Raw genomic sequence first — 16,915 nt, forward strand, 5'->3', positions numbered from 1 at the left:
CCTGATGCGTGCTCACGAGGCTGGTGCGCTGCACGGCGACATCGGCAGCCGGGGGCCGGCCTGGCTGCGTACCCCGGACGACGTCAACGCCCTGATGCCGGCGCTGTGGCCGCGGACCGTGACGCGCGGCGCCGACGGCGCGCTCGCCGTCGCGGGCCTCAGCGTCCGCGACCTCGCGGCCGAGTTCGGCACCCCGGTGTACGTGCTGGACGAGGACGACCTGCGCTCACGCTGCCGGGACTTCCGGGCCGCCTTCCCGAACGAGGACGTGTACTACGCCGGCAAGGCGTTCCTCTGCCGGGCGGTGGTCCGGATGATCGCGGAGGAGGGGCTGCACCTCGACGTCTGCACCGGTGGCGAGCTGGCCACCGCGCTGGCGGCCGGGATGCCGCCGGAGCGGATCGGCTTCCACGGCAACAACAAGTCGGTGGTCGAGCTGGCCCGCGCGCTGGACGCCGGGGTGGGCCGGATCATCGTCGACTCCTTCACCGAGATCGACCGGCTCACCGCGCTGGCCCGCGAGCGGGGGGTCCGTCCCCGGGTGCTGATCCGGGTCACGGTCGGGGTCGAGGCGCACACCCACGAGTTCATCGCCACCGCCCACGAGGACCAGAAGTTCGGTTTCTCGCTGGCCGGCGGTGCGGCCGCCGCGGCCGCGTTCAAGGTCCTCGACGAGGACGTGCTGGAGCTGCGCGGCCTGCACTCGCACATCGGCTCGCAGATCTTCGACGCGAGCGGCTTCGAGGTCTCCGCCCGCCGGGTGCTCGCCCTGCAGGGGCAGATCCGCGACGCGCGCGGGGTGGAGCTGCCCGAGCTGGACCTGGGCGGTGGCTTCGGCATCGCGTACACCACCCAGGACGACCCGGCCGCCCCACAGGACCTGGCCAAGCGGCTCCGTAAGATCGTCGACTCGGAGTGCGCCGCCGAGCGGCTGGCCGTGCCGAGGCTCTCCATCGAGCCGGGGCGGGCCATCGTCGGGCCGGCCGTGTTCACCCTCTACGAGGTCGGCACGGTCAAGGACCTCGACGGCATCCGCACGTACGTCAGCGTGGACGGCGGGATGAGCGACAACATCCGTACCGCGCTCTACGACGCCTCGTACTCGGCGACGCTGGCCTCCCGAGCCTCGACGGCCGAGCCGTTGCTCGCCCGCGTGGTGGGAAAGCACTGTGAGTCCGGGGACATCGTGGTGAAGGATGAATTCCTGCCCGCCGACGTGCAGCCCGGAGATCTTGTCGCGGTGCCCGGCACCGGTGCCTACTGCCGCAGCATGGCCAGCAACTACAACCATGTGCCGCGGCCGCCCGTGGTCGCGGTGCGCGACGGCCAGGCGCGTCTGATCGTCCGGCGGGAAACCGAAGAGGACCTGCTCGCTTTGGATGTGGGATGACGTCACCTGTGCGCTTGGCGCTGCTCGGTTGCGGCACGGTCGGCCAGGAGGTGGTCCGGCTGCTGCACGAGCAGGGGGCGGACCTGGCCGCCCGGATCGGCGCTCCGCTGGAGATCGCCGGCATCGCCGTCCGCCGGCTCGGCCGCGACCGCGGTGACCTGCCGATCGACCCGGCCCTGTTCACCACCGACGCGCTCGGCCTGATCAAGCGCGACGACGTGGACGTGGTGATCGAGGTGGTCGGCGGCATCGAGCCGGCCCGGACCTGGCTGGTCGAGGCGCTGCGCGCCGGCAAGAGCGTGGTCACCGCCAACAAGGCGCTGCTCGCCGAGGACGGCGTGGCGCTGCACGACGCGGCGGCGGAGGGCGGTGGCGACCTCTACTACGAGGCGTCCGTGGCCGGGGCCATCCCGCTGCTGCGCCCGCTGCGCGAGTCCCTGCACGGGGACCGGATCAACCGGGTCACCGGCATCGTCAACGGCACCACCAACTTCATCCTCTCCGCCATGGACGCCACCGGCGCCGGCTTCGCCGAGGCCCTGGAGGAGGCCACCGAGCTGGGGTACGCGGAGGCCGACCCGACCGCCGACGTGGAGGGCTTCGACGCGGCGGCCAAGGCGGCGATCCTCGCCTCGCTGGCGTTCCACACCCGGGTCGGCGCCGCCGACGTGCACCGGGAGGGGATCACCGAGGTGACCGCCGCGGACGTGGCGAGCGCCCAGGCGATGGGCTGCACGATCAAGCTGCTCTGCATCGCGGCCCGGGGTGTCGACCCGGCCGGCCGGGAGACCGTCAGCGTCCGGGTGCACCCGGCGATGATCCCGCGCAGCCACCCGCTGGCCAGCGTCGGCGACGCGTTCAACGCGGTCTTCGTGGAGGCGGACGCGGCCGGCGAGCTGATGTTCTACGGCCGGGGCGCCGGTGGCGCGCCGACCGCCAGCGCGGTGCTCGGCGACGTGGTGGCGGTGGCCCGCAACCGGCTCGCCGGGGTGCGCGCGGCCAGCGAGAGCGCGTACGCCGACCTGGCGGTCCGGCCGATGGGCGAGGCGCTGACCCGCTACCACGTCAGCCTGGACGTGTCCGACCGTCCGGGTGTGCTGGCCGCGGTGGCCGGCGTGTTCGCCCGGCACGACGTGTCGATCGCGACCGTGCGGCAGGGCTCGGCGGGCGGCTCGCCCGGCCGGGACGGCGACGCCGAGCTGGTGATCGTCACCCACGTGGCGCCGGACGCGGCGCTCGCCGCGACCGTGGGCGAGCTGCGCGGCCTGGACATCGTCCGGTCGGTGACCAGCGTGCTGAGGGTCGAGGGCGGGGTGTGAGTCGTTGACCCGGTGGTGGGCCGGTCCGCCCGTCCCGCCAGGTGGGTAATCCGGGGTCCGCCGCCGGCCACTCCGGCAGGCTGGTCCAGGGTGGCCTGATCCCCAGGTCGGCGCGACGCTAGAGGCGAGGAGAGCGACATGTGGCGGGGTCTGATCGAGGCGTACCGGGACCGACTGCCGGTCACCGAGGCCACGCCCGTCGTCACGCTGCACGAGGGGAACACCCCGCTGCTGCCCGCGCCGGTGCTCTCCGCCCGGATCGGGTGCGACGTGCACCTCAAGGTCGAGGGTGCCAACCCGACCGGCTCGTTCAAGGACCGCGGGATGACCCTGGCGGTGTCCAAGGCGGTCGAGGCCGGCAACAAGGCGATCATCTGCGCCTCCACCGGCAACACCAGCGCCTCCGCCGCGGCGTACGCGGCGCGCGCCGGCCTGACCTGCGCGGTGCTGGTGCCACAGGGCAAGATCGCGCTGGGCAAGCTGGCGCAGGCGCTGGTGCACGGCGCGAAGCTGCTCCAGGTCAACGGCAACTTCGACGACTGCCTGGCCACCGCCGCCAAGCTCGCCCAGGACTACCCGGTCGCGTTGGTCAACTCGGTCAACATCGACCGCCTGCACGGGCAGAAGACCGCCGCCTTCGAGATCGTCGAGGCGCTCGGTGACGCGCCCGACATCCACTGCCTGCCGGTCGGCAACGCCGGCAACATCTCCGCCTACTGGATGGGATATTCGGAGGAGCACGCCGCCGGCGCCACCACCCGGGCGCCGAAGATGTACGGCTTCCAGGCCGCAGGCGCCGCTCCGATCGTCACCGGGCAGGTGGTGCCGGAGCCGTCGACCATCGCCACCGCGATCCGGATCGGCAACCCGGCGAGCTGGACGAAGGCGCTGGACGCCCGGGACGCCTCCGGCGGCCTGATCGCGGCGGTGACCGACCGGGAGATCCTGTCCGCGTACCGGCTGCTCGCCCGCGAGGTGGGCGTCTTCGTCGAGCTGGGCAGCGCGGCCAGCGTGGCCGGCCTGCTCCAGCAGGCGGCGGCGGGCGCGGTCCCGGCCGGTTCGACGGTGGTCTGCACGGTGACCGGCCACGGCCTGAAGGACCCGGAGTGGGCGATCTCCACCGCGCCCGCCCCGGTGACCATCGCGAACGACCCGCTGGCCGCGGCCCGCGCCCTCGACCTGGTCTGAGCGACCACCGCGCCACGGGATCCCCGCCGTCCTGGCGGCGATCGGGTGGAACGTGGCCGGCGGTGGGCGGCATGGGGTCCGGCGGGGGTCGGGGTGATCGAGTCAGGCACACTTTCGGGTATCCCCGCCCGCATTCTCTTTTCAGGAGTGAGCCAGGCCGATGTCGCTGCTCGCCAGATTCAGCCTCGCCAACCGAGGGCTGGTCGCCCTCATCGCGGTGGTGACCACGGCGTTCGGAGCGTTCGCCGTGCCGTCGCTGAAGCAGCAACTGCTGCCGTCGCTCGAATTCCCGGCCGCGTTCATCGTGGCTCCCTACCCCGGCGCCGGACCCGAGATCGTCGAGTCGCAGGTCACCGAGCCGATCGAGAACGCGCTCCAGGGCATCCCCGGGCTGGACCAGATCACGTCGACCTCCCGCGAGGGGGCGGCCACCGTCCAGGTGCTGTACGAGTTCGGCACCGACCTGGACGACGTGGTCAACAAGATGCAGACCGCGCTGAGCCGGATCGACGCCCAACTGCCGGAGAGCGTCGACCCGCAGGTCATCGCGGGCAGCACCGACGACCTGCCGGCGGTGGTGCTGGCGGCGACCGGTGCTGCCGACGAGCGGGCGCTGGCCGAGAAGCTGCGCGCGACGGTGGTGCCGGAGCTGGAGGGCATCGAGGGGGTCCGTACGGTCGAGGTGACCGGGACCCGCGACGACGTCGTGGTGGTCACCCCGGACCCGGCGAAGCTGGCCGCGGCGAAGCTCCAGCCGACCGCGATCGGCGCCGCGCTGAAGACCAACGGCGTGTCGGTGCCGGCCGGTGCGGTGGCCGATGGTGGCCTGGCCCTGCCGGTGCAGGTCGGTACGCCGGTCACCACCCTGGCCGACCTGCGCGGCATCGTGGTCGCCCCGGGAGCCGCCCCGGTCCGCCTCGGTGACGTGGCGACCGTCGAGCAGCAGCTCGCCCCGGCCACCGCGATCACCCGGACCAACGGCAAGGACAGCCTCGGCATCGCGGTCACGGCCGCGCCGGACGGCAACGCCGTGGAGATCTCGCACGAGATCCGGGACCGGCTGGCCGACCTGAAGGACGCCTCCGGCGCCGAGCTGACCGTGGTCTTCGACCAGGCGCCGTTCGTCGAGAAGTCGATCGAGTCGCTGACCACCGAGGGTCTGCTGGGCCTGCTGATGGCGGTCATCGTCATCCTGGTCTTCCTGCTGTCGGTGCGCTCGACCGTGGTCACCGCGGTCTCCATCCCGCTCTCCGTGCTGGTGGCCCTGATCGCCCTGTGGATCGGTGACTACTCGCTCAACCTGCTCACCCTCGGCGCGCTGACCATCGCGGTGGGCCGGGTGGTGGACGACTCGATCGTGGTGTTGGAGAACATCAAACGACACCTGGAGTACGGCGAGGAGAAGCGGCACGCGATCATCACCGGCGTCCGCGAGGTGGCCGGCGCGGTGACCGCGTCCACCCTCACCACGGTCGCGGTGTTCGCGCCGATCGCGCTGGTCGGCGGGTTCGTCGGGCAGCTCTTCGCGCCGTTCGCGATCACCGTGACGGTCGCCCTGCTCGCGTCGCTGCTGGTGTCGCTGACCGTGATCCCGGTGCTGGCGTACTGGTTCCTCAAGCCGCGCGGTGGCACCCCGGACGACGAGGCGGTGCGACGCGTCGCCGAGGAGAAGGAGTTGCGCAGCCCGTTGCAGCGGGCGTACCTGCCGGTGATCGGGTTCGCCACCCGCAAGCGGTCCACCCGCTGGATCACCGTCGGGCTCGGCCTGCTGCTGCTCTTCGGCACCTTCGGCCTGGCCCAGAAGCTGGAGACCAACTTCCTGGACGACTCCGGTCAGGACACGCTCAGCTTCCAGCAGGAGCTGCCGGCGGGTAGTGGCCTGGCCACCACCGACGCGGCGGCCAAGCAGGTCGAGGCGGTGCTCGGGCGTACCGACGGGGTCGAGACGTACCAGGTGACCGCCGGCGGCGGGGACAACCCGTGGGCCGGTGGCGGCGGCAACAACGTCGCCACCTGGTCGGTGGCGCTCGACGGGGACACCGACGCGAAGCAGATGCGCGAGGTGCTGCGCAAGGAGTTCGACACGCTCGGCACCGGGCTGGGCGAGATCAGCTTCGGCGGCGGGCAGGACGCCTCGACCAGCCAGCTGGAGGTGATCGTCCAGGCCAGTGACCCGGAGGTGCTGGCCAGGGCCGCGGAGGCGGCCCGGACGGCGATGGCCGGTGTGCCGGACGTCGAGGACGTCTCCACCACCCTGGCCGACCGGGTGCCGCGGGTCGACGTGACCGTCGACCGGGTCGCGGCCGGCCGCGTCGGGCTCACCGAGGCCGCGGTGGGTCAGCTCGTCTCGCAGGCGTTCCGCGGGGCGCCGCTGGGGCAGGTCACGCTCGACGGCCAGCAGCAGAACGTCGTGCTGCGGCTGGGCGCGCAGCCGCCGGTGTCGGTGGAGCAACTGCGGGCGCTGCCGGTAGGCCCGGTCAAGCTGGACGACATCGCGGACGTGACCCAGGGCGAGGGGCCGCAGCAGGTCACCCGGATCGACGGTGAGCGCAGCGTCTCGGTGACCGGCGCGGCGACCGGCTCGAACCTGGGCGCGACCAGCCAGGAGCTGCAGAAGCGGCTGGACGCCATCGACGTGCCGGGGGCGAAACTGACCATCGGCGGTGTGAGCGCCGACCAGGCGGACGCCTTCGGCGACCTGGGCCTGGCGGTGCTGGCCGCGATCGCGATCGTGTTCCTGATCATGGTGGCCACGTTCCGCAGCCTCACCCAGGCGCTGATCCTGCTGATCTCCATTCCGTTCGCGGCGACCGGCGCCATCGGCCTGCTGCTGATCACCGGGACGCCGCTGGGCGTGCCGGCGCTGATCGGCGTGCTGATGCTGGTCGGCATCGTGGTGACCAACGCGATCGTGCTGCTCGACCTGATCAACCAGTACCGGGCCCAGGGCATGGGGGTCCGGGACGCGGTGGTCGAGGGCGGACGGCGCCGGTTGCGCCCGATCCTGATGACGGCGGTCGCGACCATCTTCGCGCTGCTGCCGATGGCGCTCGGGTTGACCGGCGAGGGCGGCTTCATCTCGCAGCCGCTGGCCGTCGTGGTGATCGGTGGCCTGCTCAGCTCGACGCTGCTGACGCTGATCCTGGTGCCGACGCTGTACACGATGGTGGAACACACCAAGGAGTCGCTGCGGGAGTGGCGCCGCCGGCGGCGTACCGGCGAGCCGACGGTGACCGGGCCGACCGACCCGGAGACCGCCGACTCGATCAGCCCGAACAAGGTCGCGGTGCCGAGCGGTGCGCCGGCGCCGGCACAGGCCGAGGGTTCGCAGCCGCAGGCGGGGCGACCCGCCCCGTCGGGCGCGCTGGTGGACGGCACGGACCAGTTCGAGGTGCTGCGGCTGCCCCGTAGCCGCACCTCGCCGCTGCCCCCCACGGAGCCGACCGAGTAGTCGACCGGCACCTCGGAACGCCCCCGGCGGGTTCACCTGCCGGGGGCGTTCCTGCTTTCGCACCCCGGGCCGGTTCCGGGCGGTACCCGGGGGACCCGGTCGTTGCTGCTCGCGAGCGGTATCGAGCGCTGTCGACCGGGTAGCGTCGCGCTACGTGGCGTCCACCCTCTCGGTCCTCACCGGCAACCGGAGCTTCCGCAACCTCTTCCTCGCTGAGCTGGTGGTCTTCGGTGCCGACTGGTTCGTCATGGTGCCGCTGCTGGTGCTCCTGCCCCAGCTGACCGGCAGCGGGGTCTGGGGCGCGCTGGTGCTGGCGGTGGACACCGGCATCGTGGCGCTGCTGCTGCCGTACACCGGCACGGTGGCCGACCGGTTCGACCGGCGGAAGGTCATGATCGCGGCGAACGTGGCCGCGCTGGCGGGCGTGCTGCTGCTGCTCGGGGTCCGGGGCGCCGGGACGGCGTGGCTGGCGCTGGTGGCGATCGGCGTGGTCGCGGTCGCCAAGGCGTTCTACTCGCCGGCCGCCCAGGCCGCGCTTCCCAACGTGCTCGAGCCGCACGAGCTGGCCGCCGGCAACGCGGTGGCCGGTTCGGCCTGGGGCACCATGACGGTGGTCGGCGCCTCGCTCGGCGGCGTGCTCAGCTCGGCCGCCGGCCCGTACGTCTGCTTCTGGGTGGCGGCGGTCGGTCTGGCGCTGGCGGCGGGCCTCGCCGCGCGGATCCGCCGGCCGTTGCAGGCAGCCCGGGACGCCGACCTGCCGGCCCAGCGGACCTGGCCGGCGGTCCGCGAGGCGCTCGGTTACATCGGGCACCGGCCCCGGGTCCTGGCGCTGGTCACGGTGAAGTCGGCGGTCGGCCTGGGCAACGGCGTGCTGACGGTGTTTCCGCTGCTCGCCAGCGTGTACGGGGTCGGCTCGCTGGGCGCCGGCCTGCTCTTCGCGGTACGCGGCGCGGGGGCCCTGGTGGGGCCGATCCTGATGCGACGGGTGTTGACCAACCGGTCCTGGCTGCTTCCCGGGCTGGCGCTGTCCATGTCGCTCTACGGCCTGTCGTACCTGGGCACGTCGGTGGTCCGCTGGTTCCCGCTGGTGCTGCTGCTGGTCTTTCTGGCGCACTTCGCGGGCGGCAGCAACTGGGTGATGTCGAACTTCGCCCTGCAGGGCGAGGTGCCGGACCGGTTGCGGGGTCGGGTCTTCGCCACCGACATGATGCTCGCGACGCTGGCCATCTCGGTGAGTCAGCTGGCGGTGGCCCTGGTGGTGGACGTGGTGGACGAGCGGGTGGTGCTGGCCGGCTGCGGGCTGGTCACCCTCGTGTACGCGGTCGGCTGGTGGATCGCCACCCGCCGACTCTCGCTCACCGACCCGGTCACCGAACCTGTTCCGGACCCGGCCGGTTGAGCGCGTCGGTCCCACGCTGCGGGCGTCGGACCGGATCGTCGGTGCCGACCCCTAGCATGAGCGCGTGCCGATGAACTTCAGCGCCGGGCCGGTCCGGGTCCGGGTCCCCGCGACCAGCGCCAACCTGGGCCCGGGCTTCGACGCGCTGGGTCTCGCCCTCGGGCTCTACGACGACCTGGCCGCCGAGGTCGCGCCGGATGGCGTCCGGGTGACGGTGACCGGGCAGGGTGCCGGTGAGCTGCCCGACGACGACCGGCACCTGGTGGTGCGGGCCATGCGGGCCACCTTCGACGTGCTCGGCGGGCAGCCCCCTGGCCTGATCGTGGAGTGCGTCAACCGGATCCCGCAGGCGCGCGGGCTGGGCTCCTCGTCCGCGGCGATCGTCGCCGGGGTGCTGCTGGCGCGGGGCCTGGTCGCCGACGGGGACCGCCGGCTGGACGAGGCGGCCGTGCTCCGGCTGGCCGCCGAGATCGAGGGCCATCCCGACAACGTCGCGCCGTGCCTGCTCGGCGGCTTCACGCTGGCCTGGTCGGAGCCGACCGGCGCTCGCGCGGTGTCCCTGCCGGTCGCCGACGCGGTGCGGCCGACGGTTTTCGTGCCGGCGGAGCGCGGTTTGACCGCGACCGCGCGGGCCGCGTTGCCGGCCACCGTGCCGCACCGCGACGCCGCGTTGACCGCCGGGCGGGCGGCGCTGCTGGTGCACGCGCTGACCGCGGACCCGTCGCTGCTGCTGCCAGCCACCGTCGACCGCCTCCATCAGGCCTACCGCGCGCCGGGGATGCCGGGCACATCGGCCCTGGTCAACGAGTTGCGAGCGGCGGGTGTGGCGGCTGTTGTCAGTGGGGCGGGGCCGACGGTGCTGGCGCTCAGCGAGCCCCCGCCGAGCTTCCCGGTGGGAACAGACTGGCAGATCTGGCAGTTACCGATAGACGTCAGCGGTGCGCGGGTTGCCCGGGGTAGACTTGGACACGCCGAGCGGGACCCTGTTGCCGCAGGTCGGAAGAGTTGATTACGCTCTAGACCTAGCACAGCCGCGAAGCACGCGATCTCTGCGGGGCGGCGCACCCCCGAAGCTCTCGGCGGTCAGCCCGTCACCCCTGCCAAGGCCCACGCCGCACCGCAGTTTCCACAGGTCGCCGCAGACGGCGAGACCTGCTCACCGACCGTTGGTGAGTCGGGAAACCACCGGCTGCTGTGTCACAGACTCCCGCGACGCGTCCTTGCGAGGCGGGTGCACCGAGGCCGCCCGGCCACCTGAGTTCCGACTCCGGGCAGTCCCGGCCTTATCGAGGGAAGGAATCCATTGAGCGACACCACCGACGTGACGTCGGATGTTTCCAACGTCGCTGGCGATGCCACCACCGCCGCTCCCGCCCGTCGTCGGCGTAGCGGCACCGGTCTGTCGGCGATGCTGCTGCCAGAGCTGCAGAGCCTGGCTGCGTCGCTCGGCATCTCCGGCACGGCTCGCATGCGCAAGGGCGAGCTGATCGCCGCGATCTCCGAGCGGCAGGGCGGCAACGCCGCCGGCACCCCTCGACCGCGGGCCGAGGTCGCGGCCGCGGCCGCTCCGACCCGTGAGGAGGTGCGGGAGACCGTGGACCGTCCAGCGGCTGAGGGACGCACCGAGCAGGCGCCGGCCGAGCCGGCCGCCGAGACCGAGGGCCGGGGTCGTACCCGGCGTAGCCGAACCGCCGCGACGGAGGCGCGTACCACCGAGGCGCGCACCGAGGAGGCGGAGGCCGGCGAGCGGACCGACCGGAGCGAGAACCGCCGGGACCGGGCCGAGCGCCCGGAGCGTGCCGAGCGCGGTGACCGTTCCGAGCGGGGCGAGCGTGCCGAGCGGCCGGAGCGCGGCGAGCGTGGTGACCGTGCCGAGCGGGGCGAGCGTGCCGAGCGCGGTGACCGTGCCGAGCGCGGTGACCGTGCCGAGCGTGGCGAGCGTGCCGAGCGCAACGAGCGGGGCGACCGTGCCGAGCGGGGCGAGCGCAACGACCGGCCGGAGCGTGGTGAGCGGGCCGACCGCAACGAGCGTGGTGACCGTAACGATCGGGGCGACCGCAACGACCGTGGTCAGCGCGCCGAGCGGGACAACGACGACGATGACGGCGAGGGCGGCGGCCGGCGTGGCCGGCGCAGCCGTTTCCGGGACCGTCGGCGTGGCCGTGGCGAGCGCGGCGAGACCAGTGGGGACACCGGTGGGCGCGAGCCGCAGGTCGGCGAGGACGACGTGCTCGTCCCGGTGGCCGGCATCATCGACGTGCTCGACAACTACGCCTTCGTGCGGACGACCGGCTACCTGGCCGGCCCGAACGACGTGTACGTGTCGATGTCCCAGATCAAGAAGTACGGCCTGCGCCGCGGTGACGCGATCACCGGTGCGGTGCGCGCGGCCCGTGAGGGCGGCAACAGCGGCGACCAGCGGCGGGACAAGTACAACCCGCTGATGCGGCTGGACACCATCAACGGGATGGAGCCGGAGGAGGCGCGGCGCCGGCCGGAGTTCTACAAGCTCACGCCGCTCTACCCGCAGGAGCGCCTGCGGCTGGAGACCGAGCCGCACATCCTGACCACCCGGGTCATCGACCTGGTCATGCCGATCGGCAAGGGCCAGCGAGCGCTCATCCAGTCGCCGCCGAAGGCGGGTAAGACCATGGTGCTCCAGGCGATCGCGAACGCGATCACCCGGAACAACCCGGAGTGCCACCTGATGGTGGTGCTGGTGGACGAGCGGCCCGAAGAGGTCACCGACATGCAGCGGTCGATCAAGGGCGAGGTCATCGCGGCCACGTTCGACCGTCCGCCGCAGGACCACACGACGGTCGCCGAGCTGGCGATCGAGCGGGCGAAGCGCCTGGTCGAGCTGGGGCACGACGTGGTCGTGCTGCTCGACTCGGTGACGCGCCTCGGTCGGTCGTACAACCTGGCGGCGCCGGCCAGCGGCCGGATCATGTCGGGTGGTATCGACTCCACCGCGCTCTACCCGCCGAAGCGCTTCCTCGGCGCGGCTCGCAACATCGAGAACGGCGGCTCGCTGACCATCATCGCCACGGCGCTGGTGGAGACCGGGTCCATGGCGGACACGGTCATCTTCGAGGAGTTCAAGGGCACCGGCAACGCGGAGCTGAAGCTGGACCGGAAGATCGCTGACAAGCGCACCTTCCCGGCCATCGACATCAACCCGTCCGGCACCCGTAAGGAGGAGGTCCTGCTCGCGCCCGAGGAGCTGGCCATCATCCACAAGCTCCGGAAGGTGCTGCACTCGCTGGACTCGCAGGCCGCGATGGATCTGTTGCTGGACCGCCTCAAGCAGTCCCGCACCAACATCGAGTTCCTGATGCAGATCGCGAAGTCGACGCCGGGGGAGTAACCACCCTCGGTTGACCAACGAAGGGGCACGGCCACAGCGGCCGTGCCCCTTCGTCATGCCCATCGGCCCCTTTGCTCTGCTTACACCCGCGCAACAGTTCGGGCCGCTTTTCGTTGCGCCCGTTGAAGCAGAGCAAAGGTGAGGGAGGATGGCCGGCCCGCCGGCCCGCTGGCCGGCCGGCCGGCCGGCCAGGGCGGCGGCGTCGCGGCGAGAACCGGCCCGGCCAGATCTGGAGTTTTCCTTCGGTTCAGTCGGTGCATCTTGAAACTTCTATTCAGCATCGGGTTGACTGTCGTCCATGCGTACCCGCAGACGATCCGCCCGCCGCACCGGCGTCCTGCTGCTGACGCCGCTGCTCGCCCTCGCTGTTCCGGCGCCGGCGACAGCCGCACCACCGACCCCGTCCATCGCCCCCGTGGCCAACTCGACCGTCGCCGAGGACGCGCCGCCCGCGTCGTCCCGGTCGGCCGGGTCGATCAGTCTGGCCGCCGACCCGGCCACCGCGACCGCGTCGGCCGCCGCACCCGGCGGCGTGGAGCCGGCCGGCGGCCTGGAGACCACGAAGGCCAGCCGGCCGGTCGCGCCGGGCGTGCAGCTCACCTCCTTCGACCGGTACGACGCCGAGGGCTGGCTGCGTGCCGACGCCCTCACCACCGACCTCACCGGTGGGGCCACCGTCGACTACGTCAACTCCGGGGCGGTCAGCCGGGCCGAGCCGCTGCGGGCGGCGGTGGACCGCTCGCGGGCGGTCGCCGCGGTCAACGGTGACTTCTTCGACATCAACAACTCCGGAGCCGCGCAGGGCGTGGGCATCCGTGACGGCCAGCTCATCCAGTCGGCGGTCAGCGGGCACCGCAACGCGGTGGCGGTCACCGCGGACGGGCTCGGCCGGGTGATCGAGGTGAACTTCGACGGCACCGCCACGCTGCCCACCGGACCGGTGTCGTTGACGCAGTTCAACAACATCGTGCAGGCCGACGGCATCGGCGCGTTCACCGAGCTCTGGGGGACGTACACCCGGGAGCGCGCGGTGGCGGGCGCGACCCGGGTCGTCGAGGTCACCGTGGCCGGCGGGCGCGTGGTCGCGGTGGCCGGCGCGGCCGGCAGCGGCCCGATCGTCGCCGGCAGCACTGTGCTGCTCGGCCGCGACGCCGGCGCGGACGCGCTGGCCGGACTCCGCCCCGGTGACCCGGTGACGGTTGCCTGGCAACCGAAGCCGTCCGACGGCAGCATCCTGCGCGCGGCGGTCGGCGGCAGCAACGTCCTGGTTCGCGACGGCGTGGTGCAGAGCATCGCCGACCCGACGCTGGCCCCACGCACGGCGGTCGGCTTCACCGCCGACGGTCGCAAAATGATCATGTTGACGGTGGACGGTCGGCAGGTCGACAGTCGCGGCGTCACCCAGACCGAGATGGGCCGGATGATGGCCGAACTGGGCGCCCACCACGCGCTCAACCTGGACGGCGGTGGCTCGTCCACCCTGCTGGCCCGGGAGCCGGGCGCGCCGGCCGTGCAGGTCGAGAACACGCCCTCCGACGGCAGCGAGCGGGCCGTGCCCAACGGCCTGGCCATCTACGCGCCGAAGGGCAGCGGCCGGCTCACCGGCTACTGGGTGGAGACCGCGAGCGACCCCACCGTGGCCCCCGGCATCTCACCGGTGCGCGGCGGCCGGCCCGACCGCGTGTTCCCCGGCCTGACCCGCACCCTCACCGCCGCCGGCTACGACGAGACGTACGGCCCGGCGGCCGGCACGCCGACCTGGCGCGTGACCCCGGCGGCCCGTGGCCGGGTCGACCGTGCCGGCGTGTTCCACGCGGGCGTGCCGGGGGCCGGCACGGTCACCGCGGCGCGCGGGCGGGCCACCGGATCGCTGGGCCTGACGGTGCTCGGCCCGCTGGCCCGGGTCGGTTCCACAGTGGAGCGGGTCGGGCTCACCGGCCGGGACGGCAACGCGCTGGTCGGTGTGGTCGGCTACGACGCAGAGGGGAACACCGCACCGGTCGAGCCGGCCGACCTGACCCTCGACTACGACCGGGACCTGCTGCGGATCACCCCCACCGGCGACGGCAACCTCGCCGTCACCGCGCTGCGCGAGACCGGCTCGGGCCTGGTGACCGTCCACGTCGGACGCCACAGCGCGGTCCTGCCGGTGACCGTCGGGCTGACCGACGTCCCGGTGGCGGGCTTCGACGACGCCGCGTCCTGGCGGTTCAGCCAGGCTCGGGCCAGTGGCTCGGTCGCGCCCGCGCCGGGGCACACCGGCACCGGCCTGCGGATGTCGTACGACTTCAGCCAGTCCACCGGCACCCGGGCCGCGTACGCGGACCCGCCGGCCTGGATCGAGGTGCCCGGACAGCCACAGGCATTCGGCATGTGGATCCACGGCAACGGCACGGGGGAGTGGCCCAGCCTGCACCTGCACGACGCCCAGGACACCCAGCACGTGCTGCGTGGCCCGCTGATCACCTGGACCGGCTGGCGGTACGTGGAGTTCGCCGTGCCGGCGGGGGTGCAGTACCCGGTGCGCGTACGCCGGTTCTACGTGGCCGAGACCAACGCCGCCGCGCAGTACACCAGCGAGGTCGTCATCGACGACCTGGTGGCGAAGGTGCCGCCCACGGTCGACGTGCCGGCGGTGGCGCCGCGTACCGATCGGGTGGTGGTCCGTGACGGCACCGTGGACGGCGCGCCCTGGCGGTTCGCGGTGCTCTCCGACGCCCAGTTCGTCGCCGCCGACCCGGACAGCGACCTGGTCGCCCAGGCCCGGCGGACGCTGCGCGAGGTGAAGGCGGCCCGGCCGGCCTTCCTGCTGATCAACGGGGACTTCGTGGACACCGCCTACCCGGCCGACTTCGCGCTGGCGAAGCGGATCCTCGACGAGGAGTTGGGCGACGCTCTGCCCTGGTACTACGTGCCCGGCAACCACGAGATCATGGGTGCGCCGATCAGCAACTTCCAGGCCGTGTTCGGCGCCACGTCGCGGGTCTTCGACCATGCCGGCACCCGGTTCGTCACCCTGAACTCGTCCACCGGGACGCTGCGCGGCGGTGGCTTCGACCAGGTGCGGATGCTGCGGGAGACGCTGGACGCGGCGGCTGCCGACAAGCGGGTCGGGTCGGTCGTCGTCCTGCACCACCACCCGCCGCGCGACCCCAGCCCGGCGCAGGCCAGCCAGCTCGGTGACCGCAAGGAGGCGGCGCTGCTGGAGCAGTGGCTGGCCGACTTCCAGCACCGCTCCGGCAAGGGCGCGCTGTTCGTGGGCGGGCACGTCGGCACCTTCCACGCCGACCGGGTGGACGGGGTGCCGTACGTGATCAACGGCAACGCGGGCAAGACGCCCTCCACCCCGGCGAACCAGGGCGGCTTCACCGGCTGGACGGAGTTCGGCGTGGACCCGGTCAGCCCGGCCGAGGCCGACCGGGCCCGCCGCGACCCGCTCGCCGAGGGCCCCCGCTGGGTCGACGCGGAGGTCCACGCGCACGTGGACCGGCTCGCGGTGGACGCCCCGGCCAGCGTCCCGGTCGGCGTCCCGGCGCCGGTCACCGCCACGCTGACCCAGCCCGGTGGGCGTGCCGTCCCGGTGGCCGCCCCGGTCAGCGCGGACTGGTTCGCCTCGCCGGGGGTGCACATCGGCTCCGCGGCCGGGGTACGCCCGTGGCACACCGCCCACTTCGACCCGGCCACCGGCACCCTGACCGCCCTACGCCCGGGCGCCCCCGTCCGCCTGACGGTCAGCGTCAACGGCGTCCTCGCCGACGCCACCATCACCATCACCCGGTAGTCGTCGGGAAGGGCCCCTCCGGCCCAGGAGGGGCCCTTCCCGACGCCTCCGTCAGAAGTCGCCGTCGGCCACCTGGAAGACGGTGAGACCGAGGGCCCGCCACATCTGGACCACCTGGACGCGGTCGTCGAAGACGCCGACCACCCGGTAGCGGTCCCGGATCTCCCGGTCGTAGATCTCCCGCTTGACGATCGAGTCCTTCCGGGAGTCGCCGACGGCGCGCAGGTGCAGGCCGAGGTAGGGGACGCGGACGTGCTGGGCCAGCCACGCCTCGGTTGCCGCCCGGGCCGAGGCGTCCCGCCCGGAGCAGAAGACCACCCCGTACCCGGCGGCGTGCATCGCCCGGACCGCCGCGATCACCGCCGTGTTCGGCCGGTCCTCGCCCACCCGGGTCATGTCGTACGGGCTGCGTGAGACGGCCAGCGCGACGGTGCCGTCGATGTCCACCAGGACGATCTCCGGTGGCTCGGTCGACGGCGGGTGCACTGCGGCGGGTCGTCCGGTGCGGGCCTGCGGCACCGGCAACGGCAGCGTCCGCCCCTCCAGGTAGCGCTCGTGCAGGCGGCAGATCACGTCCGCGCCGACCCGGTCGGTCTCCGGCCGGGCGGCGTCGCGGCGCAGGCACTCGGCCAGCGGCACGTCGGTGAAGTCGTGCACCTCGAACTCCGCGCCGTACCGGGCGGCCAGGTCGGCCCAGTCCCGCAGGGTCCGCGAGCGCAGGTTGGTGTCGTCCACGCAGACGTCCGCCCGGGCCCGCAGCAGCGCCTCGACCTGCGCCCGCTGCACGACGGTCACCTGCGCCTCGGCCCACTGGGTGAAGAGCCGCTCGCCGTGCAGCATCCGGCGCAGGTCGTCGCGGTTGACCCGGACCACGGACGGCTGGAGGGTCCGGGCGAAGGTCGTCTTGCCGGACGCGGGCAGGCCCCGGGTGGCGATCAGGCGGGTCATCCGCTCCCCTCCGGCTCGGCGGGCGTACCCCCGGCGGGGCACTCGGCGGCGGCCCGCCGAGTGGGTGAATGC

The 16,915-nt window shown here is 73.2% G+C and carries 9 protein-coding genes; 8 read left to right on the top strand and 1 reads right to left on the bottom strand.

Going from position 1 to position 16,915, the window contains the following annotated elements; genetic code table 11:
- Nucleotides 1-4: 4 nt before the first annotated feature.
- The 8 genes from lysA to AB0K07_RS21345 all read left to right on the top strand — a co-directional run bounded on the left by lysA (nucleotide 5) and on the right by AB0K07_RS21345 (nucleotide 15,895).
- Nucleotides 5-1,390, top strand: a complete 1,386-nt coding sequence (lysA, locus tag AB0K07_RS21310) for a diaminopimelate decarboxylase (RefSeq protein ID WP_363757124.1) — start codon at nucleotides 5-7, stop codon at nucleotides 1,388-1,390.
- Between the two features lie 8 nt (nucleotides 1,391-1,398).
- A complete protein-coding gene (locus tag AB0K07_RS21315) occupies nucleotides 1,399-2,709 on the top strand; it encodes a homoserine dehydrogenase (RefSeq protein WP_363757185.1) in 1,311 nt (436 codons plus the stop codon).
- Between the two features lie 138 nt (nucleotides 2,710-2,847).
- Nucleotides 2,848-3,897, top strand: a complete 1,050-nt coding sequence (thrC, locus tag AB0K07_RS21320) for a threonine synthase (protein ID WP_363757125.1) — start codon at nucleotides 2,848-2,850, stop codon at nucleotides 3,895-3,897.
- Between the two features lie 160 nt (nucleotides 3,898-4,057).
- Nucleotides 4,058-7,348: an efflux RND transporter permease subunit gene (locus AB0K07_RS21325; RefSeq protein WP_363757126.1), complete on the top strand. Its 3,291-nt coding sequence runs from the start codon at nucleotides 4,058-4,060 to the stop codon at nucleotides 7,346-7,348.
- A gap of 154 nt (nucleotides 7,349-7,502) precedes the next feature.
- Nucleotides 7,503-8,747: an MFS transporter gene (locus tag AB0K07_RS21330; RefSeq protein ID WP_363757127.1), complete on the top strand. Its 1,245-nt coding sequence runs from the start codon at nucleotides 7,503-7,505 to the stop codon at nucleotides 8,745-8,747.
- 70 nt (nucleotides 8,748-8,817) lie between these two features.
- The gene (thrB, locus tag AB0K07_RS21335) at nucleotides 8,818-9,756 is read left to right on the top strand and encodes a homoserine kinase (protein WP_363757186.1); all 939 of its coding nucleotides are present in this window, start codon (nucleotides 8,818-8,820) and stop codon (nucleotides 9,754-9,756) included.
- Between the two features lie 294 nt (nucleotides 9,757-10,050).
- Nucleotides 10,051-12,114, top strand: a complete 2,064-nt coding sequence (gene rho / locus AB0K07_RS21340) for a transcription termination factor Rho (RefSeq protein ID WP_363757128.1) — start codon at nucleotides 10,051-10,053, stop codon at nucleotides 12,112-12,114.
- 298 nt (nucleotides 12,115-12,412) lie between these two features.
- Nucleotides 12,413-15,895, top strand: a complete 3,483-nt coding sequence (locus AB0K07_RS21345; RefSeq protein WP_363757129.1) for a phosphodiester glycosidase family protein — start codon at nucleotides 12,413-12,415, stop codon at nucleotides 15,893-15,895.
- Nucleotides 15,896-15,946: 51 nt separating this feature from the next.
- Here the strand turns inward: AB0K07_RS21345 and AB0K07_RS21350 are convergent, their stop codons facing one another.
- A complete protein-coding gene (locus AB0K07_RS21350) occupies nucleotides 15,947-16,843 on the bottom strand; it encodes an AAA family ATPase (RefSeq protein WP_363757130.1) in 897 nt (298 codons plus the stop codon).
- Nucleotides 16,844-16,915: the final 72 nt, after the last annotated feature.

The sequence above is a fragment of the Micromonospora sp. NPDC049301 genome (genome assembly GCF_040678715.1).
Taxonomy (GTDB): domain Bacteria; phylum Actinomycetota; class Actinomycetes; order Mycobacteriales; family Micromonosporaceae; genus Micromonospora.